The organism is Nocardia sp. NPDC004711 (genome assembly GCF_053601595.1).
This window is the reverse complement of the sequence record NZ_JBSGCB010000002.1, coordinates 8,070-33,642: the sequence shown is the minus strand read 5'-3', so window position 1 is coordinate 33,642 and position 25,573 is coordinate 8,070. Positions and strand designations below refer to the sequence as shown.

The 25,573-nt window shown below is 71.7% G+C and carries 1 protein-coding gene; it reads right to left on the bottom strand.

The window, feature by feature from the left end; all coding sequences use genetic code 11:
• Nucleotides 1-88: 88 nt before the first annotated feature.
• The gene (locus tag ACWEKS_RS01740) at nt 89-25,555 is read right to left on the bottom strand and encodes a WXG100-like domain-containing protein (RefSeq protein ID WP_452338329.1); all 25,467 of its coding nucleotides are present in this window, start codon (nt 25,553-25,555) and stop codon (nt 89-91) included.
• Nucleotides 25,556-25,573: the final 18 nt, after the last annotated feature.

Here is a 25,573-nt window from a genome sequence, read left to right as displayed (position 1 = left end):
CCAAACGTCAGCATCACATATCGCGAATGTCCGTGCGGTTGCCGAAACCATAAAAATCGGCGAACTCACACGTTCGAGTGCTGGGTGGTCATCCGAAGATGCCCGCCCGGCGGTCCGGATCGGCGAGGACGTCACGGATCAGCAGGCCCAGATCGGCGTCCGCGGGCACACTGCGATAGCGCAGCTCACACTGTGCGGTTCCGGCCACGCCGACCAGCAGTCGGTTGTAGCCGTGCTGGGTGCGCTCCCAGTGCACGTCCGCGCCCAGGCGGTCCACCTCGAAGGCCTGATCACCGATGCGGAGCACCAGACCGGAGTTCCGGTCACGGTAGAACATCACGGCCAGACCTTCCACATGGTCGTATACGCCCGCCAGCGAGCCCGCGCCCACCGGTGCGGATTGCAGGGCGCCGGTACCCGGGTCCAGGGTCGCGAATTCCCCGAATCCGGAATGCGACCGGAGGTAGATGCCATGGCTGCCGTTGCCGGAGCCCGGTGCCGTGGCGCGCGGGAAGCGGCTGGTGTTCTTGCCTCGGCTGTTGCCCGCCGCACCCTGCTGGCCACCGGGCGCGCCGCCCATGGGGCCGCCCGGCATTCCACCGGACATGCCGTTCGCGCCGGATCCGTTGGCGGGTACGCCGTTCCACGGCGTGCCCGGGTCCGGGCCGGACGGTATGAAACCGTTGGGCGGCCGGCCGTTCGGGGCGGACGGGTGGCCGCCCGGTCCGTTCGGACCGCCGGGGGCGTGCGGGCCGTTTCCATTGGGGCCCTTCGGGGTGTGCGGCAAGCCTCCGGGCTGCTGCGGCCGGCCACCCGGATTCTGTGGTGTGCCAGCGGTATTCGAGGGGTCCTGGGACTGCGGCCAGCCCGGCTGACTCCACGGCGTGCCCGGGATCTGCGGCCAGCCCGAATTGTTCGCGGGCGTGCCGGGAAGCTGCGGCCGGCCGTTCTCACCGTTGGGCATGCCCGGGATCTGCGGCCAACCGCCCGGCGGGGTCATCGGCGGCGTCGGAATGTGCGGCGGGGTGGGCTGGGTGGGCCACTGCGGCATGCCGGGATCGGTCGGCGTGTGCGGGGCGCCGCCCGGAGGCATCGAACCGCCGGGACCCGAGCCCGGACCGCCCGGATAGCTCGGGCCGCCTGGGTAGTTCGGGCCACCGGGGTAGTTGGGGCCGCCCGGATAGCTCGGGCCCGCAGGCTGATTCGGGCCGCCGGACTGGTTCGGGTCGCCGTCGTCCTGCGGCATCGTCCACGGGGCCGCCTGCTGGGAGGGCTGCGGCGTGTACTGCGGGAACGTCGGGTTGAACGGGTGCACCGGGTGCGGCACGTGCGAGCGCCAGCCCGGGTTGTGCCATTCGTCGCGCGGCTGCGGCTCGGGCTCGTTCTGGTCCGGATCGCCGGAATCGCCCGGCGGCGGGCCACTTTCGGCCTCCGGCTCGGGGACGATCGGCGGAGCCTGCTCGGCCTCCGGCTTCACCAGCGGAACACGCTGCCCGGGCTCCTTGCCCTGCGGATCGCCCTCCGCCACCGGCTGTTCCTGCTGCGCCGAGGAATTCGGCTGCGGGGCAGGCTCGTTCGCCTGCACCGTTTCCTCGAGCAACGGCTGCCGACGATGCGGTTCCTCGACCGCAGACGCCGATTCGGCCTGCTCCTCGACCACCGGCTGCTGTTCGGGCTGCTCTTCAGCCACCGGCTGCAACTTGGGCTGCTCCTCGACCACCGGCTGCGGTTGAGCCTGTTCCACAACGGGTTGCGGTTGAACCTGTTCCTTGACCGGCGTGCGTTCGGGCAGGCCGGATTCGTGCAGGATCACCGGGGTTGCGGGCTTGTGCGGCTCGGGTTCGAGAGCGGCTCCGCCGTCGCCGGTTTCGGGGCCGCCGGGCTTGCGGGGACTCACGCCCGGGGTCGGGTCGTCGTCACCGGGTTCACGGTTCTCGGGCGGTGTGCCGTCGGGCTCGTCGTCACCGGGTTGCGGCGCAGCGGATTTCGGCGGCTCGGCCTTGGCGGGGAGAGGCTCCTGGCCGAGGGGGGTCTCGGTGTCGCCGATGGGATCGACATGGGGTTCGATCTCGTTGCCCGCCAGGCGGTAGTCCTTCGGGGTGTAGGGCAGTCGGCCGGTGTAGCTGGGGACTCCGTGCAGCATCGAGTGGCAGTTGGCGCAGGCCGCGGAGGGATCGCCGATGTTCCAGGTCTTGGTCTTGGTGAGCCAGCGCGGGCTGAAGCGAAGTTCGCCGAGGACCTCGCGGCCCAGGGGCGGCGGCGTGGAATCCTCGCCGTGCTGTGCGCGCCATCGGGCCTCGTGGGCACGCTGGCGCTCCCACAGCAGTTCGTTGACCGCCTTGACCTCCGCGTGCCGCAGGGGCGCGTCGAAGTGGGCACGGCCCTGGTTGATGATGTCGCCCTTGACCGGCTGCCCCTTGGCATCCCGGATCTGGTTGCCGTCCTCATCGGTGAGCTTGCCCTGCAGGATCTTGCCCTCGGACTCCATGACCGGGTGCTGCCAGTCACCGAGTGCACGGAAGTTCTCGCGCAGCAGGGGGTGCAGGTGCTCGTCGTCGATCACGTCGAACGGGAAGCCGTTGATGCCCTCGGTGATCAGGCCGGTCCGCAGGTCGATGGCGAGGGCGCTGACCGGACCTTCCAGCTGCTTGCCGCTGTACCGGTATTCCGCGTGGTGTTCGGCGCGGGACCGGGCGAGCTCCTCGATGTATTCGTGCACGGGCTTGCCGTCGATGGCACGGATCAGACCGTCCCGCAGCAGGACTCGGCTGCTGTGCGGATCGATCTCCTCCACGATCGCGCCGCGGGCCTGGTCGGCCAGATAGTCGGGATCGTCGATGTGCTGGGGCCGACCGGGATCGGAGATGTCATCGGTCAGGGTGACCGGATGTTCCATCGGCTCAGCGGCGGTCGGGGCCTGGTACGGCTCGCCCTCCGAGTGATCGCCGGAACCGTCGTCGTCCCCGTCGGCCAGACCGCCCGGGGCCTCGTCGTCACCCGGCGGCTTCGACCCGCCGCCTTCGTGATTCGCCGGCGGAGTCTGCTCGCTCTGCTCGGTCGGCGGCTTCTGTTCGTGCTCGGTCACGGGCTTTCCGTGCTCCGCACCCGAATTCTCGTGTGCCGCCGCGGCACCCAGCGCGGGGTCGTGCTTCGCGCCGCCCAGGGGCAGGGTGCGCGCGAGCGGCGGAGTTCCGCCGTCGGGAAGGGTGCGCTCGTGAGCCGGGATGCCACCGTCCGGGAGGGTCCGGGTGTGGGGTTCGGTCGGCTCGGGCTCGCCCGCGACCCAGCGGGCGAACTCGTCGGCGCGGTGGACGCGGGTGACGGCGTCGCGCAGGGCGTGGAAGACGTTGTGGGGGTCGACGTTCACCACGAGTGCCGCGCGCGGGTCGAGTCCGGCGAGGGTGGCCTCGTAGCGGGACGGGGTCAGGTCCGCCTCGAAGACCTCCAGGCCGGTGCGGCGGTGCAGGTCGGCGAGGGCCTCGGTGAGAGCGGCGTGAGCGACGGCGCGGGCCCGTTCGGCGGCCGCGGGCAGGGAGTCGCCCGCCGCCCTGGATTCCATCTCGAGACGGCGGAGTTCGGTCTCCCAGCGGCCCACCCGGTCGTGGGCCTCGTGGTAGCGGTCGGCGGCCTCGGCCAGCGCGAGGCGGGCGCGTTCGTCCACCGTCATGTCCGCGCGCAGCTTGGTGGCCAGCCCCTCGCGCGTCTCACGGACCCATTCGGGGGTGAGCTGATCATCGGTGTACGGCAGGCCGGACGCGGCCAGCTCACGGTTGGCCGCAGCGGTCTCGAGATCCCTTCGGGCCGTGTCGAGTTCGCGGAGGGCGCGGTCGCCGGGGGTCTCGCTCGCCGCGTGGTGGGCCGCGGCGTCGGTCTCGGCGTGCGCCAGGAACTCCTGCGCGGTCCGGTAGCGCTGCACCGCGTCCCGCAGCGGGGCGGTCTCCTCGGTCCACACCGAGTGCTCGCCCTCCGGCACCCGCAGCAACCCGTCGACCAGGGCGATCACCCGCTCCGGGGAGCGGCCGCCAGCGGCCGGGTTCTCGGCGATCTCCCGCTGCAGATCAGCGTAGGCGCCGTCGACCTCGCGGCGCCACACCTCGACCGGGGTCTCCCCCGGTCCGGCCGCCGCGCGGTCCACGGCGGTGCCCAGTTCGGCCTCGAGCTTCGCGACCCGGTCCGCGGCCTTCGTGTAATCCGTTGCGGCCGTGGACAAGTCCTCGATCCGCTGCTGCGCACCCGGCAGTTCGCCGCCCTCTTCGCGCGAGCGCGCCTCCAGGTAGTCGAGCGTGGCCGACAGGCGTCTCGGCGTGAGATCGGAGTGCTCGATGGCGCGGTTGTGCTCGAGGTAGACCCGGCCGATCGCGTATTCGCGGTGCGCGGCCTCCTGTTCCAGCGCGGTGCGGGCGGTCGCGAGCTCGGCGGCCACCTCGCGCGGGGACCGCTGCGGCGCTTCGGGTTCCGGCGGCACGGTCAGGCTGTTGTGCTCGGCGGCCAGGCGCTCCAACTCGTCGATATCGGCCGCGCGGCCCCGCACCTCCTCGCGCATGGTGTCGATGACCTTCGACATCTGCGACAGCGAAAGCCGCTCGTGCTTGTCGATCTTGCCGTCGCGGTAGGCCTCGAACACCTCGGCCAGGCGGGCCTTGCGGGCGTTCTGCAGCAGGTCGACGAACTGCTCCCGGGTGAGCGGCTCGTGCCCGGCGGGCATGCTGTCGCGATAGGCCGGGTAGCCCGCCTCGACATCGGAAGCCTTCCGCGCGGCGGTCAAAGCGTCGTGCATCTGCTCCGGCGACATCCGGTCGTGCAGCCCGGGCTGATGGATCTCGTAGAGCTTGACGGTGCGGTCGATACTGAACTTGTCCACCCCGAGCAGCCGCGACCACACGCCCGCCGCCTCCGAGGGATTGTCGGAACGCGGTGGCTCGCCGAGGGATTCGTGCAGCATCGCACGCAGACGCGCGGGCGCGTTCGGATCGTGGATCGGCAGCACGCCGTCGGCCAGGCGCGGATCCTGCGCCGGATCGAAGCGCATATTGTCGCGGAAGGGATCGAGTTCACCCAGCTCCCCGACATAGTCGGCGAGCGCCGCCAGCAGTTCGGGCCGCTCCTCGGAGCGCTTCAGCACCTCGTTGATCGCGTGCACCAACTTCTTGGGGTCGGTGCTCTTGGGATCGGCCTGGTAATCGGTGATCAGGCCGGACGCCTTGTTCTTCTCGAACTTCTCGGCGTACAGATCCTTGGGATCGACGCCGAGCCGGACGGCCAGCCGGTTGCGGGCGTCGAGCACGGCCTGCTCATTGCCCTCGCGCAGCACCTTGGCGTAATCGAGCAGATCCCCGATGCCCTGCTCGCGCCGCAGCTTTCGCAGCCAGCGGCGGACCGCGTTCACATCCGGATCGGTCAGCGCCTGCGCGATCCGTTCCGGCGTGAGCTCGCGGGGATCGCCCAGACCCACGCGGCTCGCGAGCTGGCCGAGCGGCTTCTCCATCGCGTGGAAGTTGTCGATGGCATCGGTCGTGCGGACGAAGTCCGCCATACCCTCGATCTGCGCGGCCCGCAGGGCATTGTCGTGGCGCAGCGCGTCGAGGGTGGCCGCGAGCTGTTCGGGAGTGAGCTCGCCGTACTCGATCGAGAGCCGATCGGCGATCGCATCGCGTTCCGCCCGAACGACATTCGGGTCGCGCGGAACGGCCTGCTCGGTGTTCTCGATCGCGTGCGGGCCCGCCCCTTCCAGCGGATGGGACACGATGCGCCACGGCTCGTCGCCGTCGCGCAGCATGAGCACGCCCAGTTTGCCTTCGGGAGTGTCGATCTCGTGGAATCGAGCCTGCGGGGTCACCAGCGAGTCCAGCTTGGCGTTGCCGTGTCCGTCCACGTCGATGCCGAGGTACTCGGGGCGCATCTCACCGGAGTTGAGGCGGGCGGCGAGCTCGGGATGCTCGGCCAGGGTCCGGATCAGCTGGACGTCGTGATCGCGGACACCGCGAATCACCAGGAGCCGCTTGGGATCCCCGGCGTGCTCCCCCGGCGCGAGACCGACGCCGCGGTCGACCATGCCGCCGTCGAGGGTATCCATCCAGGCGCGGACGTGACCGTCGGCGAAGTCCACGGCGCGGTCGACCATGGTCGAGTCGGCGTCGAGGAAGTGATCCACCGCGTCCGACAGCCGGTTCAACCGGTCCAGCTCGTCACGGGCCTGCATGCGCAGGTCGGCGAGGGTGTGGTCGAGGTGCTCGGGGGTGAGCCGGTCCAGGTCGACTCCCAGCATCTGCGCCCAATTGCCGCGCTCGTCACGCATCTGGTCGCGCTGCAGCGCATGCTCGAACAGCTGGCCCACGGGGCTGTGTTCGAGATCCGGGTCGGGATCCTCGAAATCGCGGCCGGGCTCACCGCCATTGGCGGCGCCCTGCCATTCCAGCGCAGTGGTCTCGGGAATCCCGGCCTTGCGTTCGAGCGCCCAGATCTCCTCCTGGGTCAGGTCCTGACCGCGGATCTCCTCGTGCAGGGCCGCGAGTCGCTGCTCGGCCAGCGCGGCCTGCTCGTTGTGGTGCATATCGCGCTGGTAGCGGCCCAGCGGATCCTTGTCGAGGAAACTGACCGGGCGGAACGGGACACGAGCGTCCTCGAGGTTGAACCGCTGCGCGGCATCCCGCAACGCCTCGATCGCACCGGCACGGCGCATGAGCTCGTAGGTTTGCTCGTCCACGAGTCGGCGCAGGGTCGCCGGTTCGGCGTCGGAGAGCCGGATGCCCTGCTCCCGTGCCAGTTTCACCAGATCGTCGAGTGCGCGGTCGCGGGCGACGATGGCCTCGGCCACCGGCTGCGGCAGCGCCGCACCCAGTTCGCGTTCGGTGATCGGCGGCAGTTCGGGCGGCAGCTCGGCGGGCGGCAGCACCTCTTCCGCGTGGGCGAACTCGGGGTGGCTCTCGAGGAACAGGCGCACGCTCTCGTCGTGCTCGGCCACCTCTTGCCAATGCCGGGCATTGTCGGTCTCGGTCAGCCACGGCTGGTACTCGCGACCGTCGCGGGTGTGCATGGGCAGCACTTCGGGCGAGATATCGGCAACCAGACGGCTGAAGCGGCGGACGAACGGCAGCTTCTCGCGATCCTTCCACAGCGTCGCGGCTTCCTTGACGATGCGGATCGGGTTGAACTTGTCCTTGGTGCCGATCAGCACCTCGTTGTGCGAGGCGTAGCCGACCTCGACCGCCCAGAATGCCTGGTACTTACTGTCATTGCCGGACCCCGAGGGGTACTTCGGGGAGTGGCCGAGGTAGTCGCCGGTCAGGCGGTCCCACAGCTTGCGCAATCGGCCGCGCGGGGCCTCCGGTTCGCGGACCGCGACCGGCGCGTTCGGCTTGGGCAGTGCCGGCCGCGCCACGACCTCGGCGACGCGGGTGCCGTCGGGGCCCTCGGCCAGTCGCACGAAGACGCGGTCGCCCTCGGCCTCCAGCACCAGGTGCGGGGCCTCGGCGGGGTCCGGGCGGTAATGGCTGACGGCCACCAGGTCCGCGACATCCGAGGCGCGGCGCAGGGTTTCGCGCATGAGATCGTCGAGGACGGCGACGCGGGTCGCGGGCTCGAGGTGGGCGGGGTCGACTCCGAGCAGGCGCGCCCAGTCGTCGCGCTGCTCGGCGAGCCGGGCGCGCTCCTCCGGCCGGGTGGCCTCGTCGTGCAGGTGCAGGACATGGGCCAGGGCCTCGACGGCGCCGGCGCGCAGGACGTTCCGGTACTGCATCTCACCGGCCACCCGCGGCAGGTCCGCCACATCGTCGTCCGACAGGCCGAGGCGCGAGATCAGTTCGGCGCGTAGTTCTTCCGGCGACATCAGGCGGGCCTCGCCCGCCGACCCGCGCTCCACCTGCGACCACGGCTCCAGCGGGAGATCGCGGACCGGGGTCGGGAGCGCCGGATCGCCCGCGGTCAGCTGCGGGTGCTCGCCCTCGTGCGGCTCGGTGCCCGCGAGCTCGTCGCGGGACATGGGCGTGGGCGGGCGATTGTGGTCCGGGTCGCCGAAATGGCCGTTGTCACGTGCGGTTTCGGCCAGTCGCTGCATGGCGCCGAGCGGATCACGCTGATGGGACAGCGCCTCCCGCAGACCGAGGGCGTCCGCCAGGCGGACCGCGTAGGCCCCCTCTTCCATGCCGCGCGGGCGACCGGTCGATTGCACCGGATGCTCGCTCAGGTGCTGCGCGACCGCGGCCAGGGCGGGTGAGGCCGCGACGGGATCGATCACCCGATCACCCTCGTGCACCGCGATCGGCATGGTCTGGGTCGTCGCCTCGTGCAGCGGCACGGGCGCGTTCTGCGTCGCCTCCTGCTGCACCGGCGCGGTCTCGGTCGTGCCCTCGTGTCCCTGGACCGGCGTGGTTTCGGTCTTCGCTTCCCGGACCGGGTCCGGCGTGGTCCGGGTTTGCTCCTCGCGCACCACGACCTGGGTGGTCCGCTCCTCCGGGGTGGAGGTGGCCTTGGGGTCGTTCTCGGCACGCGGGGTGCTGGGATCCTCGCCGCGCGACCAGGCTTCACGCGGATCGGGGCCGCGCGGGGCCGCCGGACGCGGCGTGGTCGGCTCCGACTTCGCGCCCGGCGCACCGGGTTTGGTGGGATCCGATGGCGGGACCGCGTTGTTGCCTCCGGTCGGCGGTTCTTCCTCGCCGCCGGTATCGGGGTCGCGCTGGAACGGGCCCTCGCCTCGGGACCAGGCCTCCCGCGGGTCGGGGCCGCGCGGGGTCGCGAGACGCGGCGTAGGCGCGGACGGGCCACCGCCGCCCGGGGGCCGGTTGGGTTCGGTGCCCGCGGCGACCGGGGTGCCGGGCTCGTCGGGGGGACGGACGGGTTGGACGGTGATGGTGCCGTCGTCGGCCACGCGGACGCGGCGGTAGTCGATCTCCGTGCCACGGGCGGCCATATCGTTGCGGATCTTGTCGCCGATGACCACGCCCGGGTCGTCGAGGGGGCTGACGACCAGGAGCTTCGCCGGATCGCCGACCAGGCCGACGCCCTTGCCCAGCACCGTGTCGGCCATGGACTCCAGGACCACGTCGGCGGCGCGGAAATGAAGCTGCGAGCGCAGATTCATCGCCTCTTCGGTCTGGTTGTGCAACCGGGTGAACTCGCTGCCCGCGATGGCGCGCAGGCGGCCCAGTTCGCCGCCGCGCTGAATGGCCGCGGGGCGTTCGACCTCCATGTACTCGGCCAGGCCGTTGCCCGCGCCCGGCGGGACATTGCGCTGCATCACCTCGGCGACACGCGCCTCCTCGGCCGTGAGGGCCTGGGCGACAGCGCTTTCCAGCTCCCGCGCCGACATGCCGGTCGGCTCGATGCCCAGGCCGCGGGCCAGATCGTCCAGCGAGGCGCGGGTCTGACCGGCCGCCTCCCAGGCGTGGGTGGCGCGCTCGGACAGATCCAGGATTTCCGCGCGGACCTGAGGATCCTCGATCACGAAGTGCTCGGCCGGACCGGCCGGAGGCCACTCCCCCGGGGCCAGGGTCTGTTGCTCCTGAACAGGATTCGACTCGGCTGCGGGATCCTTTCCGCCCGCGGGGTCGGGCGCACCGGCGGGGTCCTTCTCCTCCGTGCCGTTGGCCGGGCCGTGCCGGCCCGCATTCGGATCGCGCTCGAAGGGGCCCTCGCCGCGCGACCAGGCGGTCCGCGGGTCGGTCGGGGTGGGGCGGTGGGTGTCGGGATCGGTTGCGGGGCGGACGGTCTGGACGGTGATGGTGCCGTCGTCGTCGACATGGACGATGCGGTCCTCGACCGGAATGCCCCGCGCCGCCATGTCTTCGCGAATCTTCGGGCCGATCACGGCCCCGGGATCGTCGTGGTGGGTGACCACCACCAGCCTGGTCGGGTCGGAAGCCAGGCCGACACCCCGGCCCCTCCGGTCGGAGGTGATGTTGTCCAGGACGTCGTCGACGGCCATGAAGTGCGCCTGCTCGCGCAGGCGGAACGCCTCGTCGGAATGGGCGCGGTAGGCGTCGCGGTGCTCGCCGGTGGCACGGCGGATCTCGGTCAGCTCGGCCCGGCGGACATCGGAGGCCGCCACCTTGTCCCAGTACGAACCGTGGTTTCCGGCGCGAACGCCCTCGGCCTTCAGCATCTGCTGGATGGCGGCGATCTCGGCCTTGTCGGCATCGAAGATGTAGTTCGAGAGCTCGCCCGGCGGCATATCGGCCAGGCGGGTCTCCAGCTCGCGCAGGCGTTCGGCCCGTTGTTCCGAGGTCAGGGTCTCGTCGTTGCGCAGGGCGTGCATGCCCATCTCGCGCGCCTGGTCGCGCAGCGCCTGATGCACCGCCGCGGCCGCGCGGTCCTCCTCGACCGCATTGCCCATGAGCTCGGTGATACGGGCCTCGACGCGGGCGTCGACGGGCACGTGCTGCTCCGGGGGTCCGACCGGCTCCCAGGCCGCGGCCGGGTCCGAACCATGGTGTCCCCCAACCGAATCCCCGCCCGCCGGGTCGGTTCCGCCGGGATCCGGCTGCTGCGGATCCGACGGGTCGCCCGGACCGGACGGATCGGACTTCGCACCCGAGTTGCCCGAGTCGCCCGGGTCGTTCGGATCGGTCTTCGCACCCGAGCCACTCGGATCGCCGGGATCCGACTCGGGCGGCTTGCGGTACGCCGCGCGCGGGTCGGTGACGTTCTTACCGGGCTCGGGCACCGTGGATTTCGCGTAGGCCTCGCGCGGATCGGTGACCTGCGTGGCCGATTCGGGCTCGGGGGGCTTCGCGTAGGCCTCGCGCGGGTCCGGGACGCGGTCGGGCGGGGTGTGCTCCTTGATGAAGTCGTCGAAAGCGTCCGCGCGGTGGAAGTTCTCGGCGGCGGTGCGCAGGGCGGTGACGGCGTCGTGGCGGTCACCGTCGGGGTGCGGCGGGACGGCGGCGTCGAGGGCCTCGAAGGTGATCCGGGCGTTGTCGACGGAGGTCAGATCGGTGTGAGAGACCTGCAGACCGGTCTCGGACTCCAGCCGGGTGATGGCCGCGTCGAGGGCGGTGCGCGCGGAGTCCAGGGCGCGGGCCGCGGCGGCCCGCGGGGTGTCGGCGGCAATGGCCGCCTCCGCCGCGAGGTGGTCCACCTGGGCTTCCCAGCGGGAGACGCGATCCTGGGTGTCGAGATGGTGTTCGACGGCCTCGGCCAGCGTCAGGCGGGCGCGCTCCTGCGGCGTGAGCTGGCCGAAGGACTTGCCGCCCAACTGTTCCCGGGTCGCGTCCACCCAGTCGCGGGTGAGCTCCGGTTCGGTGACGGGCAGGCCCGCCATGGCATTGTCGCGGGCCGCCTCGGCGAGAGCCAGATCCTGTTGCGCATACCCGAGTTCGCGGGTGGCGCGCTGTTCGGGCGTCTCGGCCGCGCGGGCCGACTCGAGCGCGTCGTGTTCGGCCGCGCCGAGGAAATCGCGGGCGGTCTGGTAGCGGTGCACCGCGTCCCGGACCGGGATCTGCTCATCGGTCCACAGCGAGGCGGAATCGCGCGAAACATTGGACATGCGCTCGACCTGGCGGATGACCCGATCCAGATCGCCCGAGTTCCAGTTGCCGGACGCGCCGTCGACCGCGTCGACCAGTTCGGCACGCGCGGCATCGACTTCGCGCTGCCACACCTCGACCGGTGTCTCCGCCGGACCGGCATCGGCCTCGACCGCCGCGCGCAGCTGCGACTCCAGCTCCCGCACCCGGTCCTGGGCCTGGTTGAACTCGTGCGCGGCGCGCGCCAGATCATTGATCCGCGGCTCGAAATTGGGCAGCGTGCCGCCCTCGTCCGCATTGCGGGTCCGCAGGTATTCGGTGGTGCCGTGGATCCGCTCGGGCGTCAGATCGCTCTCCGACAGCGGCCGGTTGTCCTGCAACCACATTCGGCCCATGGCGTGCGCACGGTTGTCGCCGGCGATGAGCAGCTGGTGGCGGGCCTCGGCCAGATCCGCGGCGAGTTCCCGCGGCGTGCGCGGTGTCTCGGGGGTCCACGGGGTGGTGAGGTGGTTGTGCTCGTCGGCCAGTCGTTGCAGCGCGTCGATATCGGCCTCGCGGACGTTGATCTCCTCGCGCAGGCCGTCGATGATCCCGGACAGTTCGCTCGACTTGGGATGCTCGTGCTTCTCGATCTTGCCGTCGCGGTAGACCTCGTAGACCTCGGCGTAGCGGTCGTGCCGGATCTCCTTGACCACCTCGAACAGCTCGGCCTCGGACAGCGGGCGCTGTCCGGGCTCCATGCCCGCCACGTACTCGGCGTGCACCGCGTGCTTGTCGTCCTCGGTCAGCGTGCGCTTCTGGGGGTCGGCCTCTTCGCGCTCCAGCACCGAGCGCAGCACCTTGTCCATCTGCGCGGGCGAGAGCCGCTCGTGCAGGCCGGGCAACTCGTCGCGGTACAGCTTCATCAGGCGGTTGACGTCGTGAACGTCCACGCCGAGCAGCCGCGACCAGACGGCCTCCGCCCGTGACGGATTCTCGGCGACCAACGGCTCGCCGATGGAACCGCTCATCAGCTTCTTCAGCAGCGCGGGCGCGTTCTCGTCGTAGATCCGGACCACACCGTCCGCGGCGCGCGGATCGGCGCTCGGGTCGAAGCGCATCCCCTTGCGGAAGGGATCCAATTCGGCGATGGTGTGGGCGTATTCGGCCAGCGCGGCGAGCAGTTCGGGCCGATCGCCGGACCGTTCGAGGACATCGTTGATCGCACGGAGCACGGCCTTGGGCTTGGTGCTCTTGGGATCCGGCCCGTAGCCGACGATCTCCTTGTTCTCGTCCTTGACGTGCTTCTTCCCGTACAGGTCCTCCGGGTCGACGCCCAGGCGCTTGGCCAGGCGGTCCCGCGCCGCCAGCACGGCCTTGCCGTCGGTGCTGTCGCGCAGCGTCTTCGCGTAGTCGAGCAGATCCTCGAGCCGCTGGATACGTGCGGCCTTCTTCACGTCCGGATCGCCCATGGCCTCGGCCAGGCGCTCCGGCGTCAGATGCTCCGGATCCACGCCGATGGAGTGGGCGAGGTTGTTGAGCCGACGATCGAGCTCGTGGAAGTTCTCGATGGCATCGCCGCTGCGGATGAAATCCGCCATGCCCTCGATCTGCGCGGCGCGCAGGGCATTGTCGTGCCGCAGCGCCTCGATCGTGGCCTCGAGATGCTCGGGGCCCAGCTTCATGTGGTCGATCGAGAGTCGCGCGGCGACCTCGTTGCGTTCGCCGCGAACGACATCCGGATCGCGGGGCACGCTGCGCTGCGGTTCGGTCGCGACGGTCTCGGCCTCGTGGGCAACGGTCGCCGGATCGTGCGTGCCCTGCTCCGGCTGCACCACCCGCCACGGCTCGTTGTCCTCGCGCACCATGAGCACGGGGGTGCGTTCGCCGTCCACCTCCATCTCGTGGAAGCGCGCCTGCGGGGCCTCGGCCTCGCGGACTACGATGTGGCCGTCCGCGTCCAGGCCGATGACGCGGTAATCCAGCTGCAGCTCACCGCGATTGAGCAGTTCGCCCAGATCCGGGTGGGCGGCCAGCGCATCGGCCAGACGCGCCTCGTGGTCGTCGTCGCCGCGAATCACGACCAGGCGGTTCGGGTCGCCGGGGCGCTCGCCCGGGCGCAGGCCGACGCCGTCCTCGAGCATGGTGCCGCCGTGGGCGTCCAGCCAGGCGTGCGCGGTGCGATCGCCGAGCTGATCGGTCAGGTCGCGGGCCTCGGTGTCCAGGCGCAGGAAATGCTCTGCCGCCTCGGCGAATTCGTGCAGTCCGGCCGCATCGTCACGCACCTGCATGCGCAGATCGGCGATGGTGTGCGCGAGCCGGTTCGGATCGTTCGCGGTCGGAGTGAGCTCGTCGAGGCCGACCCCGAGCAGTTGCGCCCAATTCGAGCGCTCCTCGCGGATCTGATCGCGATTCAGGGCGTCCTCGAAGAGACGTCCCTCCTCGCTCTGCGCGAATTCCGGTTCGGGATCGTCGAAGTGGCGGGCCCACTCACCGCCATTGTTGACGCCGTGTGAATCCAGCGCGGTGACGCGGTTCTTGCGGGGCAGGTAGTACGGGTCCGGATCGTCGGGAGAGACGCCGTCGCGCGCGCGGCGGGCATCGGCGCGCTGCTGCTGGATGTCGCGCTCCCTGACCTCCCACAGCTCACGGACGTAGCGGCCCAGCGGATCCTTGTTGGTGAAGCTGACTTCCCGGAAGGGGACGAGCGCCGCCTCCTCGTTGTACCGCTCGGAGGCGTCCCGCAGGGCCTCGATGGCACCGGCGCGGCGCATGAGCTCGTAGGTCGCGTGATCGACCGCGCGGTGCAGGGTGGCCGGGTCGGCATCGGTGAGGTCGATGCCGTGGCGGTGGGCCAGCCGCACCAGGTCGGCGAGGGCGGCGTCGCGGGCGTCGATCGCACCGACCAGCGGCTGGGGCACGTCGTCGGCCAGCTGCCGTTCCGGCGGCGCCTGCAGTTCGGAGTTCGGATCCCGCTCGGGCGCAGGGGGAACCTCGTAATCGTCGGGGTGATTCTCCCGGTAGAGATCGATGCTCTCCTGGTGGTCGAGCCGCTCCTCCCAGCTCCGCTGATGATCGACCTCGGTGTGCCAGGGCTGGTATTCGCCGCCGTCGCGGGTCCGCATCGGGACGATGTCGGCGGACACGTCGGCGATCTTGCTCGTCAGATGCTCGAGCAGCGGCATCTGCTCACGCACCTTGAGAATGGTGGCCGCCTCCTTGGCGATGCGCGCCGGGTTGGCCTCCTCGACCTCGTGCACCTCGACGTGGGCGATGTCGTGGATGACGTCGCCGGCGAAGTTGATCAGCTCGCCCTGGCCCTTGCTGTCATTGCCGGAGCCGGAGGGATATTTCGGGTAGTCGCCCTTGAAGGGGCTGAACAGCCGTCGCAGGACGCGCTTGACGATGCCCGGCCTCTCGGGCTCGGGCGCGGGCTCCTTGGGCGGAGCGGGCAGGTCGGGGCGGTCGACGACCTCGACGTGGCGGTTGCCGTGCGCGTCCTCGGTGACCTTCACGTGCACCCGGTGACCGTCGGACTCCAGCACCAGGTGGTGACCGGCGGCCGGATCCTCGACATGGTGGGTGGCGGCCATCAGGTCCGCGACATCCGAAGCGCGGCGCAGGGTTTCGTCGCGCAGCTCGGCCAGGGTCCGCGCGGCGTGCTCGGGCAGGACGCGGTCGGGGTCCACGCCGAGCAGGCGGGCCCATTCGTCGCGGGCGTCCGCGAAACGCTGGCGCTCCTGCGGGTTGCCGGCACGGGCATGCCAGTCGACCGCGTCGCTGAGCGCCTCGATCGCACCGGCGCGCAACATGTTCCGGTACTGCATGTCGCCGACGACCCGGGACAGGTGCTCGGGGCTCAGGTCCTCGGGGCTCAGTCCCAGCTCGGTGGCGAGCTCTCGGCGCAGCTCGTTCAGGGTCAGGGCGCGCGGTTGATCGTGCGCCGCAGAACGATTCACCTCCGACCACGGCTCCAGCGGCCGCGGGTCCGGCCTCGGGCCCGGGGGCAACTCGGTGCGCTGGCGGGAGTCGAAGCGCTCCTGGTTCGAGATGGGGGCGTAGTCCTCGGCGCGCATGGGGCGCGAGGGAACGTCGCCCTCCGGGTCGCCGAAATGACCGCGGGCGCGGGCCTTCTCGGCGATGTCGCGGAAGGCCGAGAGCGGTTCGCGGCGGCCGCCCACGGTCTCGCGCACGCCGAGGGCCTCGCTCAGCTGGCGGCCGTACTCGCGCTCGGCGGGGGTGTGGGTGCGGGCGCCCACCGGGGGCTCGTTGCGCAGCAGGTAATCCGCGGCCGCCCGCAGGGCCGGAGAAGCGTCGACCGGATCCTGCGGCACCGGCGAACCCGGCCGCGCCAGCTCTTGCGTCGCGGCGTTCGGATCGTGAACGGGCAGCTCCTGGGTCGCCGCGTTCGGATCGTGGACCGCCAGCTCTTGCGTGGCCGCGTTCGGATCGTGAACCGGCTGCTCCCGGGTCGCCGCGTTCGGATCGTGAACCGGCTGCTCTTGCGTCGCCGCATTGGGATCGTGCACCGGCCGCGTCAGATCGACCGTGTCCGCATTGGGGTCGTGCTGCGTGGACCCGGGCTGCGGGATCTCCTGGGTCGCGGCATTCGGGTCGTGCACCGTCGAACCCTGGGGCGGCAGCTCCTGCGTCTCCGCGTTCGGGTCGTGGACCGGCCGCGTCAACTCCACCGTGGCCGCGTTGGGATCGTGCACCGTCGAACCCGGCTGCGGCAGCTCCCGCGTCGCCGCATTCGGATCGTGGGCCGACGAACCTGGTTGCGGGAGTTGCTGGGTCGTCGCGTTGGGGTCCGAGGCATTGGGGTCGGGTTGTTCGGGGCGGCCACCGGCCCGCTCCCAGGCGAGGTCGGCCTTGTGGGCGAAGATGTCGGCGCGGGCCTCGGCGTCGGCGACGTCGGCGTCGAGGTCGCGGCGGGCGGCGGTGCCGGGCTCGAAGTTCTCGGCCGCCTCGCGCAGGAATTCGGCGTTGCGGCGGTACTCGCCCGCGAGCCAGTCGGCGTTGACCGCCAGCTGGCGATCCAGCCATTCGCTGCGGGGCGGCGGGGTGCCCTCGTCGTCGGGGAGGCCCTGGCGCTGTGCGGGTTCGGCGGCGTGGGTGTCGTCCACGCCCGAGCGGGTGCCTTCGTGGGTCGTGCCTTCCAACCGCGCGGTGTGGGCGTCGATGAGCGCCTGGCTGAGCACCTTCGACTGTTCGGAGGCGGCCGCGCCATTGAGGACGTCGTCGGTGTACGCCTCGGCCAGCGCCTCTTCGGGATCCCAGTTGCCCTCGCGGTCGAAGGCCGTGCCGGGCTGGTCGTGAAACCATTCCTCGAAACCGTCGAGGGTGCCGCGGGTTTCGGCGTAGTGGCGCAGCATGGCGTCGAACGCCTGGTGCCGGGCGTCGAGGCCGCCCGAGAAGTCCAGGGCGTGCGCGAACTCGTGCACGATCGTCGAATACACCGGCCGCTGCGCCGATCCCGGGGCGAGATGCCCCGCGTCCTCGGCCTGCGCCACCCGCCGGGCGAGCTCGGCGGGATCGTCGGCGAAACGGCTGTTCAGGGTGATCCGGTCGGTCCGGATCCGACCGTTCTCGATGCGTCCGGGCGTGGTCTCGGCGAAGACACCCGACTCGTCGATGGGTCCGACGTGAACCTCGCCCACCGGGGTGCCCGGGACGGCATTGAACATATCGTCGACGGCGCGGGCGTACTCGCGCAGCGCCTCCACGTCGTAGTAATCGGCGAAGCCCTCGACCTCCCGGCCGAGGCGCTCGTCGTAGCTGGTGACCTTGACACCGTGATCGTCGCGGAGCTTGTCGGCGATGCGCGTGTGGTCCAGGGTCGACCAGGCGTCGTCGGGGTGCGGCGACCAGTCCGGGGCATGATCATGCCCCTCGGAATCCGGTGTCGCGTGGTCGTTCTCGTGCTGCGCACCGGAATCGTGCGCGACCGCATCCTCGACCGGTTGCGGCTGCTCGAACGGACCGCGGCGCTGGGCCGGGCCGTCGTGGCGTGGCTGTTCGGCGGGGGCCTCCTGGGCGCGCGGACCGGCCTCGACCGGGTCGGATCCGCGGCCGGCGAACCGGTCGGTCACGCGCTTCCACAGCGGACGGTGCGGCTCGGGATCGGTGGGGCGCAGCGGGGCCGAGCCGTCCAGCAGCATGTCGCGAATCCGGTTGGACAGCTTGACCGGATCCCGATCGCCCATGCCCTGGAAGCGATGCGCCAGCGCGTCCGAGGAACCGCCGCGCCCGGTGGGTCCGGGCACCCGCCAGCCGCCCTCGCCGTCACGTTCCAGCCACATGTTCAGGGTCGTGGTGCCGACCTTGAACTCGTGGAGGTCGTAGCGGTCCGGCGCGCGGTACCGGTAGTTGTCCGCGCCCAACGCGCCCAGCGACACCCGCCGGGTCATCAGGTCGTGGGCGACCTGCGCCGGATGCGGATAGCCCAGGGAACGACTGCGCTCGACGGCCCGGTGGCCCTCGGTGACGAAGTTGTCCGACAGCTTCAGCGCGTGCCGGTCCGCGCCGCGCGGCAGCTTGGCGCCCGGGCGGTGCGCGAGTTCGAAGGCGCCGTCGCCCAGGCCGCGGATCCACTCGTCGAATCCGACGTGCACCCGGCCGTCCTCGCGGTAGCTCAGGTAGTGGGCGAGCATCTCGCCCAACGCCTCGCTCGTCGACGGGCGGCGCATGGGCCCTTCGGCCGCACTGGCGTAGATCTCGCGCACCGACCCGTCGGGCGCGACTTCCCTGTACTCGATCCGGGTCCAGGTGTCCCACAGGGAATTACGCAGCCGCGGATGCGATTCGGCCAGCTCCTGCAGGGCCCGCATGTGCCCGCCCTCACCCGCGTACACGACCAGGCGGCGGGCGCTACCGGTGGTGTTGAGGGCCTCGACCACATGGTCGGTGAGGCGCTTCGAGCCGCGCTTCATCTCGCTGTCGGACGCCTGCCGGGACATGGCCCGATCTGCCTCGGCGCTGTGCCGGGGTTCGCCGGGCCCCGGTTGGTGCACGACATCGCCCGGATTGAACAGATCGTGCAGATTCGTTTGGCCCCAACGGGATTCGCCGGGCTCGCCGAAGGAGCGCACCACGTCCATGACGGCCTCGGCGCGCGACAGACCGACATCGTCGAGGTAGCGGCGCAGCGCGGTCAGTCCGGCCTCCCGCACGCTGGACGCCGAGGCGTGCGGTCGGGCGGCGGCCTCGGTCTGCGCGTCCCGGTAGGCGTGCTCGGCCGGACCGACCGGGATCGGGGTGCCCGCCTCGCGCATGGCGCGCAGCTGCTCGATCTCGTTCTCGTAGGCCTCGGCCCGATCGCGGATGGCCTCCGCGGTCTTGCGCGGCGGACGCGGCGGCCGCACCGGATCCTCACCGGTCGGGATGCCGTGGGCACGATCCCAGGCCGCGGCGTGCGCGGTCGCGGGATCGCGACCCTCCACCCGCGGGCCGTCCCCGGCCAGCCGGTACATGACCTCCTGCACGGCGGCGCGGTAGGCGGCGGCCTCCAGCATGCGGTCGGTGACCCGGTTCGAGTCCTTGAAGGCGTCGCGGACCTGGCTCAACGCCTCGTCGCGGGCCCGGCGGTAGACGCGCTCGAGCGGATCGGACGGCCGCGTGCGGGAACGGTCCCCGCCGCCCGCGGTGCGATTGTGTTCGTAGCCCAGGGCGAGCGCCTCGGCCTGCCGGGCCAGCATGCTGCGCACATAGTCGTCACGGGTCAGGGTCAGGCGCTCCAGCGGGCCCTCGGCCCGGGCGTACGCCTCCGCCTCGGAGGCCGCGCGCACCAGTTCCGCCGCGTGCTCGACCGGGGACGACTGACTGTGCAGCACAACGGTATTGGTGGCCGGGTCGTATCCGGCCAGCGGACCGCGATCGGAGCGGCCCTGCTCACCATTGCCGACTGCGGCGGCCGGATCGTCGGTCATGCGGATGTCGACGCCGTGCCGGTCCAGCGTCTCGAGCGCCCAGCGCGAGATATCGCTGCCGTGCTCGTGGCTCATGGCGGCCACCCTGGCGCGCCAGACCTCGTCGGCGGCCTCGTCGGCCCGATCATGCTGGGGGCCAGCAGATTCGGGCTGGTCCGGATGCGCGGGCGCGGACTCGTGGGCGGGCTCGGTGACGTGGCTCGGGGCGGGCGGTTCGCCGTAGTGCCGGGCGAGCGCCTCGGGGTGATCCTCGCCGGTGCCGCCGGTGAAGCGGTCGTCGGCCAGTAGCGCCTCGACGCCCGCCTCGTGGGCTATGCGGCGCGCCTGGTCCTGCGGCAGTTCGGGATTCGCGGCGCGCGCCTGCTCCACGGCTTCGTCGGCGGCGCGCTGATAGGTGTCGCGGACGCTGTCCATGTAGGGGGCGTCGGCGAGTTCGCTGAGCGGGCCGCGCGGCGGCTCGTAGTCGGCCTCGCGCAACTCGTGCGCGAATTCCGCTTCCCTGGCGAAGGATTCGGCCGCGCGCCGCAGCTGCTCGGGGCTGCCGGGTTCGGCGGCGGGGCCCGGGGATTCCAGGTGCGCGGCGGCGGTCACGACGGCCGCGGCCTGATCGAGCTCACCACGCTCGTGGGTGTCGATGGTCAGTTCGCGCCGGACCGGATCGTAGGAGTCGACGTGCGGTGCGCCCGCGCCGTCGACCATGCGGACCGAGATCCCGGCCTCGCGCAGGGTGTCGAGGGCGGCCCGGCCGGTATCGGTCCGTGCCAGTACTTCCGCGACCGAGACCAGCCGCGGGTCGGCGCCCTCGGCCAGGTAGCGCGAGTCCACGTAGTGCGAGTCGCCAACGACCGGGTAGACGAGCTCACGCACGGCGCGCTGCTCCGGGCGGACGCCCTCCGGATCCGGCGAATCCGGTTCGCGGCGTCGCGGTTCGGGACGGGTGGTGGTCTCCGAGGTCGTGGTCTTGCCGGCGTGATCGGCGGTCTGTTCGGAGTTGCCCGGCTCGCGCTGGGCGCCGCTGTCGTCGGATTCGGGGCCGCCGGGTTTGTGCGGGGCCGCGCCGGGGGCCGGATCGTCACCGCCGGGTTCACGGCCGGTGGCGCCCGAGCCGTCGGGCCCATCGCCGCTGTCCGGGTCACCGGGCTTCGGGGTCTCGGACGCGGCGTCGACGTGCGGGGCCTCGATGGGATCGCGGTGCGGCGCGACCGTGCCGCCCTCGGCCTCGAGGCGGTAGTCGCCCGGGACGAACAGGTTTCGGCCGCTGTAGCTGGGGACGTCGCGCAGCATCGAATGGCAGTTGGCGCACGCCGGGGCCTCGCCGCCGAGGGCGTTGCGCTTCGTGTCGGCGAGCCAGCGCGGGTCGAAACGCAGCTCCCCGAGCACATCCCGGCCCAGCGGCGGCGGATCGGAATCCTCGCCGTGGGTGTTGCGCCATTGCTCGTCGTGGGCGCGCTGGCGCGCCCACAGCAGCTCGTTGACGGCCTTGACCTCGGCGTGCCGCAGGGGTTCGTCGAAGTGGGCGCGGCCCTCGAAGACCACCGGCTGGGGTTCCGACTGGCCCTTGACCCTGCGGGTGGCCGGTTGGTCCTCGGCCGCCATCACCGGGTGTTTCCAGTCGCCGAGGGCACGGTGGTTCTCGCGCAGCAGCGGATGGAGGTGTTCCTCGTCGATCAGGTCGGTCCGGCTACCGTTCACGGCCTCGGTGATCTCACCGGTACGCAGGTCGATCGCGAGGGCGCTGCACGGCCCGTCGCCCTCGAGCCGGTTCGCCGCGTGAATCTTGGCGCGGGCGTTGGAGAGATCACCCACGTACTCGTGGACCGGCTTGCCGTCGATCGAATTGATCAGGCCGTCTTCGCCCTTGGTGACTCGGGTCGTGTCGTTCGGATCGATCTGCTCGAGCACCGCGCCCCGGGTCTTGTCCTCTTCGAATCCGGGGTCGTGGACGTGTTGCGCTGGACCGGGATCGGAGAGTTCATCCGTCAGGGTGACCGGATGCTCCACGGGCTCACCGGCCGTCGGGGCGCGGTACGGCTCACCCTCCGCGTGGTCGGTGTGGTCGGCTCGATGGCCCCCGCCGCCGTCGTGTTCGTCATCGCCCGGCTGATGGTGGTGCGATTCGGCGGGCTCCGGCTCCTTGCCGATGCGGTCGAGCTCCTCGGGGGCGACGGTCTCGTCGACCTTCGGCGGCTTGCCGGAATCCGTTGCGGCTTGCTCGTTCTCGGGGTGCGCATGGGGCGCGAACTTCGGATCGAGACCGTGGCGGGTGCGCATGCTGAGCGGATCCAGCGCCTTGCCGTCCGCCTTGAACATGATGGCGTGGATGCCCTTGGTCTCCACCGGGACGATGGGCGGGTGGCCGTGCTCGCGGCCCGCGGCCGGATCCTTGACCATGATCTCGCCGCCCTCGTTGACCAGCAGGTAGGCGTGCGCGCCCACACCGTGCTCGTCGGCGGGACCGGCGTAGTGGTCGACGACCAGGGCGGCGGAACCGGGGCCCAGCTCACGCAGGCGGTCCGCGATGGCGTCGTGGTCGGCGTAGGTGCGCAGCTTGCCGCCCGCCGCGGCCACCAGCTGCTTGGCGGTCATGCCTTCGGGGCCGATCTCGTGCTCGGGCACGATGATCGAATCATTGCCGGTCAGCTGTCGCGCCAGCTCCAGCGACATGGCGCCGCAGTTACCGGGCTGCTCCTCCTCGGGTGCGAGCTCCGCCGCATCATCGTGCGCGGCGGTCGCATCGGAGGGCTCGTCCAGCTTGCCCGGGTGCTCGGCCGCACCGTCGCCGCGTTCGGGCCGGCCCGCGCGGCTTTCCGCGGGCGGCTCGGTGTGATCGTCTCGGCCGCGGGATTGTTCGCCGGTGGTCTCGTGCGGGCGTCCGCCTTCCGGCGTGTGCCGGGTGGTGTGCTCAGCGGCGCGCGGGACCGGGTGGTCGCCGAGCGGGAGCGGGGCGACGAGGAGAGCGTCGTCGGGCGTGCCGGAGTCGTGGTGGTCGTCGGAGCGCGTGCCGTCGTGCTCGCGCTCGCCCGGTCGCGCCGAGCCGTCCCTGGCGGGGTGTTCACCCGCCGGGCGGGCGGTGTGCTCGTCGCGCGGACGTTCGGCGGGCGCGTGCTCCTCGGACGGATCCTGCCGCGGTGCGGATGATTCCGGTCGTTCGGCCGCTTCGGAGGGCTGATCCGCGCGGCTGCGCGACTCGGTTTCGGCGGGGCGGCTGTCGTCGCCGTTCGGGCGGCTGTCGTCGGCCGCCTGAGCGGAATCGTCAGTGCGCGAATCGGTCTCGCGCTCCGGCGCGGGTGTGTCCTCGGATTCGGGACGTGCGGCCGGCTCGGACTCGTCGGGACGCGAACCCGAGGGCTCATGATCCGTTGCGGCCGAGTGCTCCGGATCATCGTGAGCGACAGCCGGATCATCGTGAGCAACAGCCGGATCGTCATGGACGACAGCCGGATCATCGTGAGCGACAGCCGGATCGTCATGGACGACAATGGGGTCGTCCGGGTTGACGGCGGGATCGTGTAGCTCGTCGTCCGCGCGCGGAGTACCGGAGTCTGTGCCGTCGCGGGTTGCGCCCTCTCGTGAATCCGGCTGTTCCGCAGGGTGCTCGGCGGGAGCGGTCTCGTCGTGAGTGGGGGTGGGCTCGGGAGACACGCCCGCGCGGGGCTCGGATTCCACCGGGGCCTCGGGCTGGGACGGATCGGGTTCGCGCCCGGGTCCGGGGTGTTCGGTGTCCTCGATGGGAGCGGAATCACGCTCGGCCACAGGGTGATCGGCGTCGACGGGCGTCGTGCCGCGCTCCGGGGTGGTCGGCTCGTGGCCGGGCTCGGTGGAGTCCGGGTGGGCCGCGGTCGATTCCTCGCCGGGGCGGGCCTCGGGTGCGCCCGAGCGGGCGTCGGTGCCGGTCTGGGGGCGGGCGTCCGTACCCGTCTGGGGGCGCGTCGATTCCGGGCGGCCGTCGGGCCGAGCGCCCGCGGCATCACCGGCACGAGCCGGGGCGGGCCGGTCCCCGGAGCCACCGGCGCGCGACGTATCCGAGCGCGGAGCGTCGGAACGCGGTGTCTCGGAACGCGGTTCCGGTGCGGCACCGCCATGCTGGGGGGCCGCGGTGTGGGCGGCGGGTGCGGCGGAGGCCGTGACACCCGCGCGGTCGCCCCCCACGGCGGGCGACGCCGGGGCGGCCGTGTTGGAGGCGGCGGCGATCGGGGTGTCGGTCGGACCGGAGGCGGGCCCGGCACCGGACGCGTCGTGCGGGGCCGCCGCCGGGGCGCTCTGGGGCGCGAGGCCGTGGCTCGACCCGTTCGAATCGGACTGGGGCGCGGAGGCGGGCGTGTCGTGGGGGCCCGAATCCGCCTGCGCGCCCGCATCGGCGGGGCTGCCCGCGCGCGGGGCATCGCTCGCGCCGGTGTCCGACGGCGCGCCCGCGTCACCGGCGCGCGAGCCGGAATCCGAGGGCTGGGCACTGGAATCCGAGGCGGTGGAGGTGCTCGAGGATGCCTTGGGGTCGGCGGCCGGAGCCGGCGAAGAGGCGACCCGCGAGTCGGCGGGCGCCGAGGATTGCGCCGGGCCGGACGACGATTGGGTGGGGCCCGACGAGGTCTGGGCGGCGGGAGCGGCGGAGTTCTGGGTGGGGCCGGGGCCGTTGGGGGTGGAATCGGCGGTGGGGGCGGGGGTTTCGTGTTTGCCCGCCTGGACGCCGGAATCGACCGAGGTGCCGCTGGTTTCGAGGGTGCCCGCGTGCGGTGGGCTGCCGTGGGTGTCGCCGGAGGTGCTGTCTACGGGGGTGTGGGAGGTGGTGTCCTGCGGTGTGTGGGCCTGGCCGTGGTCACCGCCGGAGGTGGCCGACGGATCGTCGGTCGGCGCGCCGCGGTCGGACGCACGGCCTTCGCCGCCGCCGACGCCACCGGTGTCGCCGCCCTCGGGATGTGCGGTGCTGCCGTCGCCGGTGGGCCGGGCATTGGCGGTGGGATCGCTGCTGTCGCCTTCGAATCCGGCCGCGTGCGTATTGGGTCCGCCGGTGTCACTGGTGCGGCCGCCGTCGCCGCCACCTGTGTTGCCGGAATCGCCACCACCGGTGTTGCCGACATCGCCGCCACCCGTGTGGCCCGTATCGCCGCCGGTGTGGCCACCTGTGTCACCGGGATTGATGCCCGAACCGTCCGGGCGCGCACCGACATTCGCCAGATCGGAGGGCACGCCCGCCTTCCATGCGGAGACGCGCGGCTCCCAGAAGCTGTGGGAGGCCGTGTGATTCAGGCCGGACAGGCCGCCATTGGAGACACCGGCGGTGAGCATGCGCGGGTCGAAATTGGTGAAGGCGTTGCCCATGTTCTTCCAGGCGTCGCCCCAGCCGTGCTGATAGGCGTCGAGCCCGAACTGCGCGCCGGTCCCCGCCAGGAATCCCGCTCCCGCACCGGCCAATCCGGCACTGGTGCCGGTGATGGCCGCACTCAGGTAGTGGTTCATGGCCGAGCCCTCGAAGTGCTCGCCCAGTGCCTTGCCGACCTTGCCACCGGCGATACCGCCCGCGGCCGAACTCACCGCGGTGACGCCGATCTTGCCCCAGTCGAAACCGCTGCGGTGCCCGGCCGCGATCTGGTAACCCTCGATGCCCACTTCCTGGAGCACGCCCAGCCCGGCGTCCAGAACGAAGTGCCGCAGCATGAATTTCGCCAGCGACGAGCCGACCAGCTTGCCGACATACTCGGCGATGCGCTCGACCGCCTCCCTGCCGATGATGCGCACAGCGATGCGGGTGGCCGCCTGCGCCGCCGCCTCCGCGGCCGGGGCCGTGGGCGGGAAGATCCAGGCCGCGGCCATCTCGAACGCCAGCATGGCCAGCGACGAGTAGAACATCAACTTGGTCGACTCGATCTCGGTGCCGGTGTCGTGCACCGAATCACCCAGCTGATCGAAGAAACCCGCCAGATCCAGGATGGAGGTATTGCCGTCCTGTTTCCCGCCGACACCGGCCATCAGATCGAACTGCTTGGCCATTTGGTCACGGCCGTCACCGTCGACATACGCGGCCAGCGTGGCGGACTTGGCCGCGTCGATGCCCGAGACCTGGTTACGCAGGCCGTCGGCCGCGTTCTTCCAGTAGGTGGCCAGGTCCCACATCTGGTCTTCGTTGCCCTGGGGCCATTCGACCCCGACGATCCAGCCCAGCCATTCGAGTTCCGAGGGCAGTTCGAGAGCCATGTCCGGCTACCTCGCCCG